Origin of the sequence: Arthrobacter sp. MYb221 (assembly GCF_002979835.1) — a bacterium.
GTDB lineage: Bacteria > Actinomycetota > Actinomycetes > Actinomycetales > Micrococcaceae > Glutamicibacter.
In genome coordinates this window covers 1-16,904 of sequence record NZ_PCPW01000005.1, presented here as the reverse complement: position 1 = coordinate 16,904, position 16,904 = coordinate 1, and the positions used below count along the sequence as shown (strand labels likewise).

The 16,904-nt window shown below is 62.4% G+C and carries 16 protein-coding genes and 1 rRNA gene; 9 read left to right on the top strand and 8 right to left on the bottom strand.

Going from position 1 to position 16,904, the window contains the following annotated elements:
* Nucleotides 1–92: 92 nt before the first annotated feature.
* From CQ015_RS07655 to disA, 3 genes are read left to right on the top strand one after another with little or no spacing between them, the layout of a single operon-like run.
* Complete coding sequence (locus CQ015_RS07655) at nucleotides 93–1,223, top strand: aromatic acid exporter family protein (protein ID WP_096285967.1); 1,131 nt, start codon at nucleotides 93–95, stop codon at nucleotides 1,221–1,223.
* Nucleotides 1,224–1,253: 30 nt separating this feature from the next.
* Nucleotides 1,254–2,648: a DNA repair protein RadA gene (gene radA / locus CQ015_RS07650; RefSeq protein ID WP_096285969.1), complete on the top strand. Its 1,395-nt coding sequence runs from the start codon at nucleotides 1,254–1,256 to the stop codon at nucleotides 2,646–2,648.
* A gap of 33 nt (nucleotides 2,649–2,681) precedes the next feature.
* The gene (gene disA, locus CQ015_RS07645; protein WP_105553650.1) at nucleotides 2,682–3,755 is read left to right on the top strand and encodes a DNA integrity scanning diadenylate cyclase DisA; all 1,074 of its coding nucleotides are present in this window, start codon (nucleotides 2,682–2,684) and stop codon (nucleotides 3,753–3,755) included.
* Here disA and CQ015_RS07640 read toward each other — a convergent pair.
* Entirely contained in the window at nucleotides 3,752–4,354 is a 603-nt protein-coding gene (locus tag CQ015_RS07640; RefSeq protein WP_105649780.1) for a hypothetical protein, read from the bottom strand. The genes disA and CQ015_RS07640 overlap by 4 nt on opposite strands.
* 86 nt (nucleotides 4,355–4,440) lie before the next feature.
* Here CQ015_RS07640 and CQ015_RS07635 point away from each other — a divergent pair, with 86 nt between their 5' ends.
* Nucleotides 4,441–5,349 carry an A/G-specific adenine glycosylase gene (locus CQ015_RS07635; RefSeq protein ID WP_105649905.1) on the top strand — a complete coding sequence of 303 codons (909 nt, stop codon included), beginning with the start codon at nucleotides 4,441–4,443 and terminating at the stop codon, nucleotides 5,347–5,349.
* Between the two features lie 53 nt (nucleotides 5,350–5,402).
* Nucleotides 5,403–6,203 carry a DUF1206 domain-containing protein gene (locus CQ015_RS07630; RefSeq protein WP_105649779.1) on the top strand — a complete coding sequence of 267 codons (801 nt, stop codon included), beginning with the start codon at nucleotides 5,403–5,405 and terminating at the stop codon, nucleotides 6,201–6,203.
* Here CQ015_RS07630 and CQ015_RS07625 read toward each other — a convergent pair.
* Nucleotides 6,200–6,706, bottom strand: coding sequence for an amino-acid N-acetyltransferase (locus CQ015_RS07625; protein WP_255248426.1), 507 nt, complete (start codon nucleotides 6,704–6,706; stop codon nucleotides 6,200–6,202). The two genes, CQ015_RS07630 and CQ015_RS07625, sit on opposite strands and share 4 nt — an antisense overlap.
* Before the next feature lie 115 nt (nucleotides 6,707–6,821).
* On the opposite strand from CQ015_RS07625, the gene CQ015_RS07620 reads away from it, so the two are divergent.
* From CQ015_RS07620 to CQ015_RS07605, 4 genes are read left to right on the top strand one after another with little or no spacing between them, the layout of a single operon-like run.
* Nucleotides 6,822–8,021, top strand: a complete 1,200-nt coding sequence (locus CQ015_RS07620) for a nitrate/nitrite transporter (RefSeq protein WP_181150375.1) — start codon at nucleotides 6,822–6,824, stop codon at nucleotides 8,019–8,021.
* Nucleotides 8,022–8,411: a helix-turn-helix domain-containing protein gene (locus tag CQ015_RS07615; RefSeq protein ID WP_105553655.1), complete on the top strand. Its 390-nt coding sequence runs from the start codon at nucleotides 8,022–8,024 to the stop codon at nucleotides 8,409–8,411.
* Nucleotides 8,412–8,458: 47 nt separating this feature from the next.
* Nucleotides 8,459–8,866: a VOC family protein gene (locus CQ015_RS07610; RefSeq protein ID WP_105649778.1), complete on the top strand. Its 408-nt coding sequence runs from the start codon at nucleotides 8,459–8,461 to the stop codon at nucleotides 8,864–8,866.
* A gap of 9 nt (nucleotides 8,867–8,875) precedes the next feature.
* Complete coding sequence (locus CQ015_RS07605) at nucleotides 8,876–9,322, top strand: iron chaperone (RefSeq protein ID WP_105553657.1); 447 nt, start codon at nucleotides 8,876–8,878, stop codon at nucleotides 9,320–9,322.
* Between the two features lie 70 nt (nucleotides 9,323–9,392).
* On the opposite strand, the gene CQ015_RS07600 is transcribed toward CQ015_RS07605, so the two are convergent.
* From CQ015_RS07600 to rrf, 6 genes are all read right to left on the bottom strand, one after another.
* Complete coding sequence (locus CQ015_RS07600) at nucleotides 9,393–11,906, bottom strand: ATP-dependent Clp protease ATP-binding subunit (protein ID WP_105553658.1); 2,514 nt, start codon at nucleotides 11,904–11,906, stop codon at nucleotides 9,393–9,395.
* A gap of 292 nt (nucleotides 11,907–12,198) precedes the next feature.
* Nucleotides 12,199–12,519: an Lsr2 family protein gene (locus CQ015_RS07595; protein WP_105553659.1), complete on the bottom strand. Its 321-nt coding sequence runs from the start codon at nucleotides 12,517–12,519 to the stop codon at nucleotides 12,199–12,201.
* A 138-nt stretch (nucleotides 12,520–12,657) separates the two neighbouring features.
* The gene (locus CQ015_RS18925; protein WP_181148467.1) at nucleotides 12,658–12,825 is read right to left on the bottom strand and encodes a hypothetical protein; all 168 of its coding nucleotides are present in this window, start codon (nucleotides 12,823–12,825) and stop codon (nucleotides 12,658–12,660) included.
* Nucleotides 12,826–12,830: 5 nt separating this feature from the next.
* Nucleotides 12,831–14,345, bottom strand: a complete 1,515-nt coding sequence (gene lysS / locus CQ015_RS07590; RefSeq protein ID WP_105649777.1) for a lysine--tRNA ligase — start codon at nucleotides 14,343–14,345, stop codon at nucleotides 12,831–12,833.
* Nucleotides 14,346–14,466: 121 nt separating this feature from the next.
* A complete protein-coding gene (locus CQ015_RS07585; protein ID WP_105649776.1) occupies nucleotides 14,467–16,431 on the bottom strand; it encodes a M13 family metallopeptidase in 1,965 nt (654 codons plus the stop codon).
* A gap of 161 nt (nucleotides 16,432–16,592) precedes the next feature.
* A 5S ribosomal RNA gene (gene rrf, locus CQ015_RS07580) occupies nucleotides 16,593–16,709 on the bottom strand.
* Nucleotides 16,710–16,904: the final 195 nt, after the last annotated feature.

The window sequence follows — 16,904 nt, the reverse complement described above, 5'->3', positions numbered from 1 at the left end:
CAACCTTTCGAACGCACCGTGAGCTCGCTCACTGCCGCAATAACCTCGTTGCCAGTGCTCCACGTCACGGCGGCTCATGGAACACTAGTCACATGCCACAAGCACGAATTCCGCAACGCGTGAGCAAGTTCCTGGCCCAACGCAACCGTTCCGGGCTGGTGCGCGCGCGCAATTCCCTGCCGCGCATCCTGCGCATGACCCTGGGGGCAATCGGCGCGTTCTGGATAGCCTCGGCGATCTGGGGGCACACGGATCCCATCTTCGCCGCCACCAGCGCGCTGATCTCGCTGGGCTTCGGGGCCGCCACCACCACCCGGCGCACCGCCGAGGTGGCCCTGGGCTGCACGCTCGGCGTGGCGCTGGGCGATGGGCTCATGCACTGGTGGGGGCAGGGCATCTGGCAGGCCGCGGCGGTCATGTCGCTGTCCTTGGTCGTTGCCCGCTACCTGGATTCGGGAGCGATCTTCTCCACCCAGCTGGGCATGCAATCCGCCCTGGTGGTATTGCTGCCGATCAGCGCGGACGGGCCCTTCGCCAGATCGTTCGACGCCATGACCGGTTCCGTGCTGGCGCTGCTGATCATCGTGCTATGGCCCAGCGATCCGCGGCGCACCCCGATCGGCGCCCTGTCGGATCTGCTCAAGGAACTTTCCGAGGCGATGATCGAATGCTCCTGGGCGGTGCGGGACGACGATCACCGCTCGGCCTTCCATGCCCTGATCAAGGCGCGCGCCACGCAACGCCACGTCGAAAAGCTACCGTCGGCCTTCCGCGTGGCCAAGGAAATCGCCACCCTGTCCCCCACGGCGCGCAGGCACCGGCACGAACTTGCCCGGCTGGCCTTGCGGCTGGAGCACTACGACCGTGCCGCGCGCAATAGCCGCGTCTTCGCCCGCCGCCTAGCCTCGGTGCTCAGCAACGGCGCGCTGACCGCCGAGGGGGCGCAGAATGTGGCACCGCTGCTGCGCGATGTGTCCGAGGCGGTCAACACCATGGCCCATTCGGTGCGCGAACCCACCGTGGCGGGGCAGCGAAAATTCGAGAAGGCCGCACGCCACCAGCTCGAAGCCGTGGCAGCCCAGCTTGACCCGCGGGAGCTGGGCGTCGAGGGGCTCCAAGGCGAAGGGCTGGTGCTGCTCCTGCGTCCGCTGGTCGTCGACCTCCTGCAGGCCGCCGGCCGCGATCACCAAGAAGCCGTCGGGCCGCTGCCCCGCCTGAGCTGAATTGTCCGCCGGCCTCGATAGCATTGGTACATGGCCAAGACCTCGACACGCAGCAAGTCTTCAGCAAGCTATAAATGCGCCGAATGCGGCTGGACGACGATCAAATGGGTCGGCCGTTGCGGCGAATGCCAGGCCTGGGGTTCGGTGGAGGAAGTCGGCGCGGTAACCGCTCGCACCGCCCCGGCGGCGAAGGTCGCAAACCTTGCCCAGCCCATCTCGGAAATTGACGGTTCCGCGGCGGCTTTCCGCAGCAGCGGCGTCTCCGAACTGGACCGGGTGCTTGGCGGCGGCTTGGTGCCCGCCGCGGCGATCCTGCTCGCCGGCGAGCCCGGAGTGGGCAAATCCACGCTGCTCCTCGACGTCGCGGCGAAGGCCGCCCAGACCGGGCTTCGCGTGCTCTATCTAACCGGCGAAGAATCCGCGGCGCAGGTGAAATCCCGCGCCGAGCGCATCAACGCCATCGCGGACAATCTCTACCTGGCGGCCGAAACTGACCTGTCCTTGGCCCTCGGGCAGATCCGCGAGATCGACCCGCAGCTGCTGGTTTTGGACTCGGTGCAGACCTTCTCCTCGGCCGAGATCGATGGTTCCGCCGGCGGCGTTTCGCAGGTGCGTGAGGTTGCCGCCTCCATCATCAACGCGGCAAAGACCCGCGCGATGACCACCATCATGGTCGGGCATGTGACCAAGGAAGGCTCGGTAGCCGGCCCCCGCCTGCTCGAGCACCTGGTGGACGTGGTCTGCCAATTCGACGGGGAGAAGCATTCCCGGCTGCGCATCCTGCGCGCGCTGAAAAACCGCTACGGCGCTACCGACGAGGTGGGCTGCTTCGACTTGAATGAAGATGGCATCCAATCGCTGACCGACCCGTCGAAACTCTTCGTAACGCGAACCCGCAATCCGGTGCCCGGCACCTGCATCACGGTGACCTTGGAGGGCCGGCGCCCACTGGTCGCCGAGGTGCAGACGCTGCTTTCGCGCTCTACCGCACCGGCCCCGCGCCGCGCGACCAGCGGCCTGGATCCGGCCCGTGCGCAGATGGTGCTCGCGGTCCTCCAAGCGCGTGCCCGCATGGATCTGTCCTCCATGGATTCCTATATCGCCACCGTCGGCGGAGTGAAAATCTCCGAACCGGCTGCCGATCTCTCCTGCGCCCTGGCGATCGCTTCCTCGATGAACGAATTCCCGCTCCCGCAGGACTTCGTCGCCTTCGGCGAGGTGGGCCTGGCCGGTGAGGTCCGCCAGGTTCCGGAGATCTCCCGCCGCATCACCGAGGCGGCCCGCTTGGGGTTCTCCTTCGCCATGGCTCCGGCCACCCCCGAGCCGCTGAAAAACATTCCGGCAGGCATCCGCGTCTTCCAGGTCGAGTCGATCGCCGAGGCCCTGGATGTCGCCTTTACCCAAAGGCAGAACTCCACGCGATAAAATGGGGGTTGCTGCCCGCTGAAAGGACGCACGGTGAAACTGCACCCCACCCCCGCATTGCTCTCCACCCTGGCCCGCATCGCCCCGGGAACCGAACTTGCCGAAGGTCTCGAACGCATCCAGCGCGGACGCACCGGAGCGCTGATAGTCCTCGGCCACGACCGGGTGGTCGAGTCCATCTGCTCCGGCGGTTTCCGCATCAATACCGAATACGCCCCGACTCGGATCCGCGAACTGGCGAAAATGGACGGGGCGATCATTCTTGACGCAACCGGCAAGCAGCTGCTCCAAGCCGGCGTGCAGCTGATGCCGGACGCGGTGATCGAAACCCAGGAGTCGGGCACCAGGCACCGTACGGCCGAGCGGGTGGCGATGCAGACAGGTTTCCCGGTGATTTCGGTGTCCCAGTCGATGCACACCATCACCCTCTATGCCGCCGGCGAGCGCTACGTGCTGGAAACCAGCGGGCGGCTGCTGGCTCGCGGCAATCAGGCGGTGGCCACCCTGGAACGCTATCGGCACCGCCTGGATCAGGTGACCAGCGCCCTGTCGGCAGCCGAAATCGAGGACGTTGCCACGGTGCGCGAGGTGCTTGCGGTGTTGCAGCGCACCGAGATGCTGCGGCGCACCAGCGAAGAGATCTCCCGCCACGTGCTCGAACTCGGGGTGGATGGCCGCTTGCTGGCAGCTCAGCATGCCGAGCTGCTCGCCGGGATCCAGACCGACAACCAGCTGATCCTGCGTGATTACTCCAACGCCGAGGGCGCGGAGCTGGATATCGATGCGGCGCTTGAAAAGCTGCATGAGATTTCCGATTCGCAGTTGATCGAGCTGGAGGCGCTGACCAAGATCCTGTTCCCGCACGCGACGGTGAGCCAAGATGACCAGCTCACCCCGAAGGGCTACCGGCTGCTCTCGCAAATCCGCACGGTGCCCAAGGCTATCGGCGAGCGCTTGGTAGCCGCCTTCGACAACCTGCAGCATCTCATGGCCGCTTCGACCACGTCCTTGATGGAAATCGAAGGGGTTGGCGAACAGCGTGCACGGTCGATCCGCGAGGGGCTGGCCCGCATGGCCGAATCCTCGCTGCTGGACCGCTACATTTAGTCCAGTTGGAAGGTGACGGGCTCCGAGTTGTTTTCGCCCAAGGCCGCGGTGAACTTGTAGGTTCCAGGTCGGGGCTGCACGTTGACCGACTTGCAGCCCGGGGCCGAACGCTGCCGGGACCAGGAGAAGCGCGCAGATTCTTTCTGCCCCGGCTTCATCATGAGCTGTACGTCTTCGCCGTCGGTGAGGCAATCGACCGTGGAGAAGATCCGATCGTTGCCGCTGGTAATCAAAAATTCCTGCTGCGTGGTGCCCACGTTCAGCTCGCACTCACGCTTGGAGGTATTCTCGATCCCGAGGATGAGCACAGGCTGCCTGTCGGTGGCGTAGGAACCGGCATCCGTCTGCGCGGTGATTTCGATCTCTTCCACCGTGCATTTTCCGTCCGAGCTCGGTTCGGCTGATTCGCTGGGGCTTGCCGAGTTGGTCGGCGCGGCTTGCGGATCGCCAGCTCCTGCCGGGCTGGCCCCGAGGATTCCGGCCAGCGCAACGGTGCCCCACACCAGCAAACCGACAATAGCCAGCGCGATCGCGACCACGGCAATGCGCCGACGGCGATATACGCTCGCCGCCGATTTTGCCCCCGATGCATTGCTCATAGCTTAAGGCTAGTTCATCGCTGGCCCGCAGCACGGTAATGCAGGCCGATTCCGCACCGTGAATCGGCTCGCTTAGAGTGGAGTACGTGCAAGAAATCCACCGCCAGATCAATGACTGGTACTCCGCCAACGCCCGCGACCTTCCTTGGCGACGCCCCGGGGTCACCGGATGGGCCGTCATGGTCAGTGAATTCATGCTGCAGCAAACCCCCGTGGTACGGGTGCAGCCCGTCTGGGAAGAGTGGATGCGCCGCTGGCCGCGGCCCCAAGACCTTGCCGCCGAACCGCTCTCCGAGGCGCTCAAAGCGTGGGGGCGCCTAGGCTACCCGCGCCGCGCCATGCGCTTGCATGCGGCGGCCATTGAAATTACCACCGAATACAACGGCGTCGTCCCCGAAACCGAAGAGCGGTTGCGTGCCCTGCCGGGCGTGGGCGAGTACACCGCCGCGGCGATCGCCTGCTTCGCCTACGGGCAGCGCACCGTGGTGGTGGACACGAACATCCGCCGGGTGCACGCCCGGCTCTTCGGCGCGATGGCCTTGCCCGAACCGAACCCGCGGGCCAGCGAGTTCGCCCGCGCCCGCCAGGTGCAGCCCGAAGACACCGAAACCGCGAACCGCTGGAACATCTCGGTGATGGAACTCGGCGCGCTGATCTGCACCGCCCGCTCCCCGCAATGCGAGGCTTGCCCGGTTTTCGAGCACTGCGCGTGGATCAAGGCAGGGCAGCCGGCCCCGCACTATGTGCCCAAGGGGCAAGCCTGGAAGGGCACCGACCGGCAGGTGCGCGGGGCGATCATGGCGGTCCTGCGCGAACACGAAGAACCAGTGCGACGCGAAACTTTCCTCGCCGACCTCGCGCGCCAGGAGCACGCAAAGTTCGTTGCGCTAGGAAAACTCGAGGCACCGCTCGAGCAGCGTGAACGCGCGTTGGCCGGGCTGCTGCGCGACGGGCTGGCGATTGACGATGCAGACGGGGTGCGCCTGCCAAGCTGACCCGGTGCGCGCCGTGTCTCGCATTCGGCCTCCGGCCAACTTATGCTGTGCCTATGAAAGGTTCAGCCGACGCAGTTCACGCCGCCCGCATGGCGGCCGATCACCCCTGGTTTGAGCGTGCCGCGCGCTTGGGCTACGCCGCGAACGGCCTGCTGCATGGGGCCCTGGGCCTGCTCGCGGTCCTCCTGGCAACCGGCGGTTCGGCGGAAGCCGACCAGAGCGGTGCACTGCAGGCGCTTGCCGCGCAACCCTTCGGCGAGGTGCTGCTGTGGGTCTGCGCCGCCGGGGCCTCGCTGCTGGGATTCTGGCATCTCGGGCAGGCTTTTTTCGAGCAGGAGAAGCTTTTTGGCCGGCTCAAATATGTGGCCACGGGCCTGGTTTTCATCGTGGTCGGCGCCACCTTCGGCCGCTACGCGCTCGGCGGCAGGAGCGACTCCGGGCAGACGGCAAGCAGCTTCAGCGCCGAACTGATGGGCCATCCGCTCGGGCGGATCGCGCTGATCCTCTTGGGCTTGGCGCTGATCGCCATGGCCGGCTACTACGCCTACAAGGGTGTGACCCGAAGGTTCCTAGCCGACCTCTCGGCCTCGGGCGGAACAAAGTTCTCCCCCGCCATCAAGCTCAGCGGAACCATCGGTTATGTGGCCAAGGCCCTGGTGCTCGCGGCCCTCGGCTTGCTGTTCATCAGCTCAACGATCCAGCAGGACCCCGACGAGGCCACCGGGGTGGACGGGGCGTTGAAGGCGATCGGCGAGCAAAGCTTCGGGCCACCGGTACTCGCGGCTATCGGCGTCGGATTGCTGGCCTACGCCCTCTACCTGTTCTTCCGCGCGCGCTTCGACTCGATGGACTAGAAGGCCAAGATCATTCGAGTGTTGCCCAGCGTATTGGGCTTCACGCGGGCCAGATCCAGGAATTCCGCGACGCCTTCATCCCGTGAGTGCAAGAGTTCCTGATACACCTCATGGTCTACCGCCGACTGGTCCTCCATGACGGTGAACCCGTGGCGTTCGAAGAAGGCCACCTCGAAGGTCAGGCAGAAGACCCGGGAAACTCCGACGGCCTTGGCCCGGCGCAGCAATTCCTCGATGAGTGCATGCCCCACCCCCTGCCCGCGGTACCGGGCGCCGGTGGCGAGGGTGCGGATCTCGGCGATATCCTCCCAGATCACGTGCAGGCCGCCGCAGCCGGCTACCTCCCCGCCTGCGTCTTCGGCGATCACGAACTCCTGGATTGACTCGTAATAGGTCACCGACTCCTTATCCAGCAGAATCCGGTCCACCGCCAAGGGCCGCACAAGATCCCTGATCTTGGCGACATCGCTGGTACGGGCTGAACGGACGGTAAAAGTATTCACCTGCCAAATACTATTCGCGCGATCAACGCCACCCAAGCGTTCACGTCTTTTTTGTGACATATCAGCTAGGCAATATGCAACACTAAGGACGGACAAGCACAAATCAGGGAGCATCATGCAACGGCATATGGCCAAACCCGGAGCCGGCCTGCTGCTGGTACTCCTCGCAGCGGTGGGCATTGCACCGCTGTTCACCTACGGGTTGAGCGCGACCAGTGACCTTGTCATCCGCGACCTGCACATCAGCGAGGCGCAGTTCGGTTTGCTGGCTACCGTATGCTTCGGCTGCGCGGCTGTCGGCAACGCTGCCTTCAGCTCCTTCGCGGACCGGCAAAAAGACACCACCCTGTTCATCATCATCTTCGGCCTGGCCGCGGCCGCGCTGGCGCTCGTTGCGCTTCCCGGCGGATACGCGGTATTGCTGATCGCCGCGATGCTCGCCGGGTTCGCCCAGTCATTCCCGAATGGGGTCACCAACCGGGTGCTGGTCCAACGCGTGCCCGGTGCCCAGCGCATCACCTGGACCGGGGTCAAGCAATCCGGGGTGCAGGTCAGCCAGCTGGTGGGCAGCTTGGGGTTCCCGCTGTTGGCAGCCTGGGTGGGTTGGCGCGGCGCCTCGCTGGCCGGCGCGGTGCTGGCAGGGGTGCTCGGTGTGCTCGCGGTGAAGCTGCTCGACGCCACCGCCATGCTGCCGGCCGCCCCGAGCGTCAAGCGGGAGAACTCGGCAGCCGCTACCGGCCCGTCCACCCGTTTCATCGTCGTCACGCTGACCGTCTTCGGCTTCGTCAACGGCTTGGGGGTGCAGGCGACGAACGTGTACCTTCCGCTCTTCGCGGTGCGCGAGTTGGACTTTTCACTGCTGCTGGGCGGACTGACCGCCGCGGTGGCCGGCGCCTTCGGGGTCAGCGCCCGCATCGGCTGGGGCGCGCTGATGGGACGCGGGGTCTCCGCGCCGAAACTGCTGCTCACCCTGGCGCTGCTGGCTACCACCGGAGGACTGACATTTTGGCAAGCGCAGGTTCAGCACTCGGCCTGGTTGCTGTGGCTGGCGGTGATCCTGCACGGTGCGGCGGCGCTGGGCGTCTCGGTGGTACTGATGGCGGCATTGCTGCGCGCAGTTCCCGCGGCTTCCCTGGGCAGTGCCACCGGCATCGTCTCGGCCGGCCAATTCGCCGGATTCACCTTTGGCCCATTGCTGATGGGCGCGCTGATCTCCTCCCCTGGCGGCTTCACCGCCGGGTGGATTGCGGTCATCGGAATTTACCTGTGCTGCGTGCTCTTGGGGCTGTATCTGGTCTTCCGAAAGCGTGCCTAAATGGATTTGCAGACACTCGCCCACCTGCGCCGGGCCCGCGACCTGATGGACCGCAGGTATGCCGACCCCCTGGACGTGCCGGCCATGGCCGCTCGTGCGCTGATGTCCCCCGCGCATTTCTCCCGCGAGTTCAAGCGCGCCTATGGCGAAACACCGTATTCCTACCTGCTGACCCGGCGTATCGAGCGGGCCATGCACCTGCTGCGCGCCGGGGTGTCGGTGACGGATGCCTGCATGCAGGTCGGCTGGAGCTCGCTGGGTTCTTTCAGCAGCCGGTTCACCGAGGTGGTCGGGCAGTCCCCTTCGGCCTACCGCGAGCGCGAGCATTCGGCGACGGAAGAGATTCCCGCCTGCATCGCCAAGATCCTGCTGCGTCCGCCGCGATTCTGAGCAGTTTTGAAGAAGCCGGGCAGAAATCCCGCCGCTAGGCTGAAATCATGACAAATATTAGTGTGCAGTATGTTCCCGTGACGGTTCTCGACGTTGATGAGGCGCTGGTTTTCTACCGTGACGCGCTCGGTTTAGCGGTCGCCTCCGATGTGGCTCACGGCAGGTTCCGATGGGTATCCCTCGCAGTATCGGGTCAGCCCGGGCTGAACTTGGTGCTTTCCGCTCCGGGCGCGGGGCGCTCCGCAGAAGACGCCGCTGCCCTCGGGGAGCTTATCGCCAAGGGTGCGCTGGGCGGTTTGGTGCTTTCGGTTCCCGACGTGGATTCGCTCTTCGAATCGCTGAGCGCCAGCGGTGCGGAGGTATTGCAAGAGCCCGTGGACCAGCTGTGGGGGCCACGCGATTGCGCCTTCCGCGATCCCTCGGGCAATATGGTTCGCATCAACCAGGTTTCCTAGGAGAAAAGCATGCCGGATACAGACCAGTCGGGATTCAGCGCCGCCGAGAAGGCCGCCATCAAGGAACGCGCGGCCGAGGTAAAGGCGCCGAAGAAGCGCATGACCAAGGCCGAGAAGCAGGAGCAGGCGCGCAAGGATCTTGAAGCGAAGATCGACTCCTTCGAGGGTACGGACAAGGAACTGGCCCAGCGCCTGCACGAACTCATCACCGCCACCGCGCCGCAACTGGAGCCGAAGCTCTGGTATGGCATGCCCGCCTACGCGCTCGATGGCAAGGTGCTGTGCTTCATCCAGGATGCGAAGAAGTTCGAGGCCCGCTACCTGACCTTCGGATTCAACGATGTGGCGATGCTCGATGAGGGAACGCTGTGGCCCACCTCATTCGCGATCACCGGGTTGAACGACCAGCAGGCCGCGATGCTCGCCGCGCTGGTGGCGAAGGCCGTCGGAAACTAAATAAAAAGCACCGCGGGTGCGGATTCCGGATTTCTCCGGAAGCCGCACCCGCGGTGCTTAATGCTTCATCTTAGCTTTCCAGCGCCGCCGGTGCCGGCTCGCCTTCCAGCTGGCCGTTGCCGCCCTCGGCGTGGAAGACGAACTTGCGCGTCTCCGCCTCGCCTTCGACGTCCACGGTGATCTTCTGGCCGGTGACGATCTGCCCGAACAGGATTCGCTCGGAGAGCTGGTCCTCGATATCGCGCTGGATCGTGCGGCGCAGCGGGCGTGCACCCATTGCAGGATCGTAACCGCGCTCGGCGAGCAGGCTGCGTGCAGCCTGGGTCAGCTCGATGGTCATGCCGCGGTCGTCCAAGCGCTTGGACAGGCGTGCGATGAACAGATCAACGATCTCTTCGATCTCATCCTGGCTCAGCTGCGGGAAGACCACGGTGTCATCAACACGGTTCAGGAATTCCGGGCGGAAGTGCTGGCGCAGCTCCTCCTGGACCTTGGCCTGCATCCGCTCGTAACCGGTCTTGGTGTCCGAGGCGGACTGGAAACCGGTCATCACACCCTTGGAGATGTCGCGGGTACCGAGGTTGGTGGTCATGATGATGATGGTGTTCTTGAAGTCCACCACGCGACCCTGGGAGTCGGTCAGTCGGCCGTCTTCCAGAATCTGCAGCAAGGAGTTGAACAGGTCCGCGTGGGCCTTCTCCACCTCGTCGAAGAGCACGACGGCGAATGGCCGACGGCGCACCTTCTCGGTCAGCTGGCCGCCCTCTTCGTAACCGACGTAGCCCGGAGGGGCACCGAACAGTCGCGACACGGTGTGCTTCTCGGAGTACTCGGACATGTCCAAGGTGATCAGCGCGTCTTCCTCACCGAAGAGGAATTCGGCCAGCGCCTTGGCCAGCTCGGTCTTGCCCACGCCGGTCGGGCCGGCGAAGATGAACGAGCCGCCGGGGCGGTTCGGATCCTTCAGGCCTGCCCGGGTACGGCGGATCGCCTGGCTGATCGACTTGATCGCCGAGTCCTGTCCGACGACACGCTTGTGCAGCTCTTCTTCCATGTTCATCAGGCGCGTGGACTCTTCCTCGGTCAGCTTCACTACCGGAATACCGGTCGAGTTAGCTAGCACCTCGGCAATAAGATCCTCGGTGACCTCGGAGATTTCATCCAGGTCGCCGTTGCGCCAGGACTTTTCCTTCTCGTTCCGGGCCTCGATGAGCTTGGACTCCTTGTCGCGCAGCGAAGCGGCACCTTCGAAGTCCTGCGCATCGATCGCAGCTTCCTTCTCCAGTCGCACGGTGGCGATTTCCTCGTCCATTTCCTTCAGCGCCGGCGGGGCGGTCATGCGCTGGATGCGCAGTCGTGCACCCGCCTCGTCGATCAGGTCAACGGCCTTATCCGGCAGGAATCGGTCCGAGATGTAGCGGTGCGCCAACGTGGCGGCAGCCTGCAGGGCACCGTCGGTGATGGACACGCGGTGGTGCGCCTCGTAGCGGTCACGCAGGCCGCGCAGGATCTGCGTGGTCAGCTCGACCGAAGGCTCCTTGACCTGAATCGGCTGGAAACGACGCTCAAGCGCCGCGTCCTTCTCGATATTCTTGCGGTACTCATCCAAGGTGGTGGCGCCAACGGTCTGCAGCTCGCCGCGGGCCAGCATCGGCTTCAGGATCGAAGCCGCGTCGATTGCGCCTTCGGCGGCACCGGCACCCACCAGGGTGTGGATCTCGTCGATGAACAAGATGATGTCCCCGCGGGTGCGGATCTCCTTGAGCACCTTCTTCAGGCGTTCTTCGAAGTCACCACGGTAACGCGAGCCAGCCACCAGCGAACCGAGGTCCAGGGTGTACAGCTGCTTGTCCTTGATGGTCTCCGGCACGTCGCCACGCACGATCGCCTGGGCCAAGCCCTCGACAACCGCGGTCTTGCCGACACCAGGTTCACCGATCAAGACCGGGTTGTTCTTAGTACGGCGCGAGAGGACCTGCATAACGCGTTCCATCTCGTGCTCGCGACCGATCACCGGGTCCAGCTTGCCCTCGCGGGCGGCTGCGGTGAGGTTGCGGCCGAACTGATCCAGCACTGCCGAACCGGCAGGAGTTCCCTCCTGCTGGCCACTGGAGCTGACACCAGCCGAGGCGGTGTCCTTGCTTCCCTGGTAGCCCGAGAGCAGCTGGATGACCTGTTGGCGCACGCGACCGAGGTCGGCACCCAACTTCACCAGCACCTGGGCTGCGACGCCCTCGCCCTCGCGGATCAGGCCGAGCAGGATGTGCTCGGTTCCAATGTAGTTATGCCCCAGCTGCAACGCTTCACGCAGCGAGAGCTCCAAAACTTTTTTGGCGCGTGGAGTGAAGGGGATATGACCGGAAGGTGCCTGCTGGCCCTTTCCGATAATCTCCTGCACCTGCTCACGCACGGCACCCAACGAAATATTCAGCGATTCGAGCGCCTTGGCGGCGACCCCATCACCTTCGTGGATAAGACCGAGCAGCAGGTGCTCGGTGCCGATGTAGTTGTGGTTGAGCATGCGCGCCTCTTCTTGGGCGAGCACGACAACTCGACGGGCACGGTCGGTAAATCTCTCAAACATCTTCGGCACACTCCTTGCTTACCAATAATTCGATGCTACGCACCGCGGGGCCACAATGCGCCCTTGTTCGCCATAGGGATAACCCGCAGGGCTAGATGACGGATTATTCGAATGGCAAACCAATATCTGTCAGGCAAATTTTATCGTCAATTTATTCGTTCTATCTTCAAGCAAATGATTTTGATTGGTGCACCAAACAAAATCATCGTAATCTGCTCGTGATACAAGCAAAGGGCCGGAGTACCTTTCGATACTCCGGCCCTTTGCCGAGACTAATTCAACACCTAGTGAATTACTTGGCGCGACCCCGGCCACCCTTGCGCATAGCTGCGTTATAGGCGTCAACAACATCAGCATTCAAACGCCCGCGGGCGTTGACCTTAATGTTGTTTTCCTTGGCCCATGCGCGAATTGCAGGAGCCTCACTCGCACTGCTTTGCTTCGCCGAACGCGCAGCTTCGATATATGGCTCCAGGGCCGCACGGAATTCGTCGGCGTGCTCCGAGTTCAAGTCAATCTCGTAGTGCTGACCAGCAATACTGAACGAAATCGACTCAACCGCTTCGCTGCCATCAATGTCGTCAATCAGGGCAATCTGAACCTGACGTGCCATTATTCTTATTCCTCCATGCGTGGATTTGCTGAACTAAGTCCATAAGAACTCAAAGTTCATTGCAAAAATCAAGTATAGTCAGATTTTGCAATAAATTCGAACGCATCAAACAATTAAGAGGTAATTACTAGGATTATCCTAATTCCCGGACGTGCTGGTTTCTGAATTACCATGATGTGCGATTTTAGCTTCGGCTTCGGCCTGGGCTTTGCGCTCATTCCGATCTGCGTTTGAAATCGCCTTGATCGCGTACCAAAATATGAGCCCCAGCACGATAGTTGGAACAATTGCCTCTACATATGGCATGGGATTTATGCCTCCGGCTTGAGTAATGGGAACAGGATCGTTTCGCGAATTCCTAGGTCTGTGAAGAGCATAACCAGTCGATCGATGCCCAATCCGATACCACCCATTGGTGGGGCACCGTACTCCAGTGCGCGCAGGAAGTCTTCATCCAGTTGCATTGCTTCCGGGTCGCCACCGGCAGCCAACAACGATTGCTCGGTCAGGCGCTCACGCTGGATGACTGGGTCGATCAGCTCGGAGAACGCGGTACCGCGCTCCATGCCACCGATGATCAAGTCCCACGCTTCAATGACGCCGGGCTTTGAACGGTGTGGCCGCGCCAGTGGCTGGGCCAGTGGCGGGTAATCGCAGACGAAGGTCGGGTCGATCAGCTTCGGCTCGACGATCTCGCCGAATAATTCGATGACAAGCTTCTGCGCGCTCCACGACGGGTCGATCTTGACTTGGTGCTTTTCGGCGACGCCACGCAATACCTCGGCGTCGGTCTCTGGGGTGATCTCCACGCCCACGGCTTCGGAGAGGCCCGGGTACACGCTCAACCAGCGCCATTCGCCGTCCAGGTTGATGGTGCCGTTTGCGGTCTCGATGGTGCGACCGGCGCCGATGGCATCCGCCGCGTTGAGAATCATCTGCTGCATGCGCTCCGCCATCACGTACTGGTCTGCGTAGGCTTCGTAGCATTCAAGCATGGTAAATTCCGGCGAGTGCGTGGAGTCCACGCCCTCGTTGCGGAAGATGCGGCCGATTTCGAAGACCCTGTCCACGCCGCCAACCACTGCACGCTTGAGGTACAGTTCCAAGGCGATGCGCATGGTCATTTCCTGATCGAAGGCGTTCAAGTGAGTCTTGAATGGGCGGGCCGAGGCTCCACCGTGCACCAGCTGTAGCATCGGGGTCTCTACCTCGACGTACTCGTGGTCCTCGAGGGTGCTGCGCACCGCACGGATGATCGCCGCGCGTTTGTACACCATTTCGCGGGCTTCGTTGCGAACGATCAGATCCGCATAGCGCTGACGCACACGGGTTTCTTCATTCAGGTCTGCGTGCAGCACTGGCAACGGGCGCAGGGCCTTGGAAGCCATTTCGAAGCCATCTGCCATCACCGACAGTTCGCCGCGACGCGAAGAAATTACCTCGCCGGTCACGAATACGTGGTCACCGAGGTCGACCAGGGACTTCCACTGGGCCAAGCGCTCTTCGCCGATATTTGCCAGCGAAAGCATAACCTGCAGGCGGGTGCCGGCGCCCTTCGGGCCGCCCTCCTGCACGGTGGCGAAGCAGAGCTTGCCGGTATTGCGCATAAAGACGATACGTCCGGCAATGCCGACCTTGACGCCGGTCGCCTGATCTGGCTCGAGCTCCGGGAACTGTTCGCGGACTTGCTGCAGGCTATGAGTGCGTGCCACCCCAACCGGGAAGGCTTCCTCGCCGTTTGCCAGCAGGGCGTTGCGCTTATCGATGCGGACCTGACGCTGGTCGTTTGGATCGGTGCTATCTGCGGAATTATTTTGGGAAGTCACAATAGTCCATTCTACGTGCCATTCTTAGTCATTTGGCAGGATCATGATGCGCCTTACACGGTGATCTGCGCGCCTTAACGAATTCAAGGCGCAGAGATTGCTCCCTGCGCCTTGCCTGGTACTACCAGATGGTCACTCGATCTGCCGGATCAAGCCACATTCCATCGCCCGGCTTGGTGTCAAAGGCCTCGTGGAAGGCAGTCAGGTTCTTCGGCACCTGATTGCAGCGGAACTCGCCCGGCGCGTGCGGGTCGGTGGTCACACGCACCACTGCGGTCTCCGGCCGGATCAGCGTGCGCCAGCACTCGGCCCAGGAGTAGAAGAAGCGCTGATCGCCGGTGACACCGTTGATTATCTCGTCCTCTTCGATGCCGCGGGCGGCCAGCTCAAGCTTGTAGGCCCGGTAGGCGATGCCGAGCCCTCCGAGGTCACCAATGTTCTCCCCGAGCGTCAGTTCCCCGTTCACCTGGTGGTCCGGTGCCTCGGTGGGGCGCAAAGCGTTGTACTGGTCGACCAGCTTGCCGGTGAGCTGCTCAAAAGCCTCGCGGTCCGCCTCGGTCCACCAGTTGGTCAGCTGGCCGGTTCCGTCATACTGTGAGCCCTGGTCATCGAACCCATGGCCGATCTCGTGTCCGATGACCGCACCGATCGCCCCGAAGTTCGAGGCGACGTCACGGTCCTTGTCGAAGAATGGCAAGCGCAAAATGGCAGCTGGGAAGGCGATCTCATTGAGCAGCGGATGATAGTAGGCGTTGACGGTCTGCGGATACATGAACCAGAGTTCGCGGTCCACCCCGTCATCGATCTTCTTCAGCTCGCGCTTGAATTCGAATTCGTTCGCCGCCGCAAGGTTGGCGATGACGTCCACCGGATCGGTCTCGATTGAGGAGTAATCGATCCACTCGTTCGGATAGCCGATCTTAGGCCGGAACATCGACAGCTTCTCAAGGGCCTTCTCGATGGTCTCCGCTCCCATCCACGGCAGATTCGAGATCGATATGCGGTAGGCCTCGATAAGCCGCTCAACCAGTGCGTCCATCGCGTGCTTGGCTTCTTCCGGGAAGTGCTTGGCCACATAGAGCTGACCAATATCCTCGCCTACGCCGTCTTCGGTGAAGGAGACGCCGCGCTTCCAGCGTTCCTTCAGCGTTTCCACCCCACCGAGCTTGGCCGAGTAGAAAGAGAAATTCTCATTGACAAACGCACTGGACAGGTATGGTGCGAAGGAACGCAGCGCCTGAACGGTGAGCCAGTTCTTCCAGCTCTCCAGGGGTTCTGCGCTGAGCAGTCCGGAGAGCGCTTCGAAGTAGCTTGGCTGCCAAAATACTACCTCGGCAGAGTACTTCGATTCGATCCCGGCGCCCTTCAGCCAGGTGCGCAGGCCGGGGAACAACTTGAAGACTTCTTCTTCGGTCATGAGGTTATAGCGTGCCTGAGCATCACGGACCTTGACCCGATCCCAGTGATGACTGGCTATCTTGGTCTCCAACGCAGTCACGGAGGCAGCCGCCTGCGCAGGGTCGGGAATGCCGCCGAGCGCCAGCAGCCGGGTTAGGTGTTCTTCATAGTCGGAGACGGTCTGTGCGAACTGTTCTTCGCGGTAATAGGACTCATCTGGCAACCCAAGACCGCCCTGCAAGAAGGTCAACAGGTTTCGTTCCGGGTTTCCGGCATCGTTCATTGCTCCCGAGGCAAGGAAGCCACTTATGCCCTTGCGATAGAAGGAGCCAGAAAGCTCAAGCAGGGATTCGACATCTGAAACGTTCGAAATTGCCTGCAGGTATTCGGCGACCGGATCGGCGCCGCGCTGTTCGATGACTTCTTCGTTCATGAAACTACCGTACAAATCGGCGATACGCTGTGACGGACCCGCTAGTTCTGATCCGGATTCGTGCGCTTTGACTGCATCTGTAATGATCGCGTGGACCGCGTCTTCAGCGTCGTCGCGAAGTTCCATGAAAGATCCGTAGAGCCCTTGATCGCTCGGGATGGAAGCCGATTCGAACCACTTTCCGTTCGAATGACGGTAGAGGTCGTCCTGGGGGCGGATGGAATCATCACGATATTTCAGCGCATCTGTCGTCAACGAGGGGCTCCCTATATAGCGGATCTAGCAGTACCTATTATTCACTGTATCTATTAGATCGCTAGCCCGAAGGACGTCGCTCGTATATGCGCCGAAGGCTTAAACAGGTGAGGCCCCCACACCAACAGGTGCAAGGGCCTCAAACCATCATACTAAGTTAAGTCCGGCGGTGACCTACTCTCCCACACCCTCACGAGTGCAGTACCATCGGCGCAGTGGGCCTTAGCTTCCGGGTTCGGTATGGGACCGGGCGTTTCCCCCACGCTATGACCGCCGTAACAGTCTCGAAACAACAAAGTGCTCCAGAAGAATGCCGTAGTGCAAACCCCTCCGCCGCACCCACCACCGCCATCAGGCGATCATGAGCACCACTGAAGGTGTTCGTGTGTTACAAGAGTTGTTGTCTCGTAACCGTATAGTGAACGCGAGCATCATTGTCTTCAACGATTGCTTTACTGTGTGTTGTAAGTCAT

What these genes read in the sequence shown, in the direction of transcription:
- CQ015_RS07615 (WP_105553655.1), top strand. Translation starts at nt 8,022, where the DNA reads ATGGATTTGCAGACACTCGCCCACCTGCGCCGGGCCCGCGACCTGATG.
- CQ015_RS07595 (WP_105553659.1), bottom strand. Translation starts at nt 12,519, where the DNA reads ATGGCACGTCAGGTTCAGATTGCCCTGATTGACGACATTGATGGCAGC.
- CQ015_RS07620 (WP_181150375.1), top strand. Translation starts at nt 6,822, where the DNA reads ATGCAACGGCATATGGCCAAACCCGGAGCCGGCCTGCTGCTGGTACTC.
- CQ015_RS07605 (WP_105553657.1), top strand. Translation starts at nt 8,876, where the DNA reads ATGCCGGATACAGACCAGTCGGGATTCAGCGCCGCCGAGAAGGCCGCC.
- CQ015_RS18925 (WP_181148467.1), bottom strand. Translation starts at nt 12,825, where the DNA reads ATGCCATATGTAGAGGCAATTGTTCCAACTATCGTGCTGGGGCTCATA.
- CQ015_RS07640 (WP_105649780.1), bottom strand. Translation starts at nt 4,354, where the DNA reads ATGAGCAATGCATCGGGGGCAAAATCGGCGGCGAGCGTATATCGCCGT.
- CQ015_RS07630 (WP_105649779.1), top strand. Translation starts at nt 5,403, where the DNA reads ATGAAAGGTTCAGCCGACGCAGTTCACGCCGCCCGCATGGCGGCCGAT.
- radA (WP_096285969.1), top strand. Translation starts at nt 1,254, where the DNA reads ATGGCCAAGACCTCGACACGCAGCAAGTCTTCAGCAAGCTATAAATGC.
- CQ015_RS07610 (WP_105649778.1), top strand. Translation starts at nt 8,459, where the DNA reads ATGACAAATATTAGTGTGCAGTATGTTCCCGTGACGGTTCTCGACGTT.
- CQ015_RS07655 (WP_096285967.1), top strand. Translation starts at nt 93, where the DNA reads ATGCCACAAGCACGAATTCCGCAACGCGTGAGCAAGTTCCTGGCCCAA.
- CQ015_RS07600 (WP_105553658.1), bottom strand. Translation starts at nt 11,906, where the DNA reads ATGTTTGAGAGATTTACCGACCGTGCCCGTCGAGTTGTCGTGCTCGCC.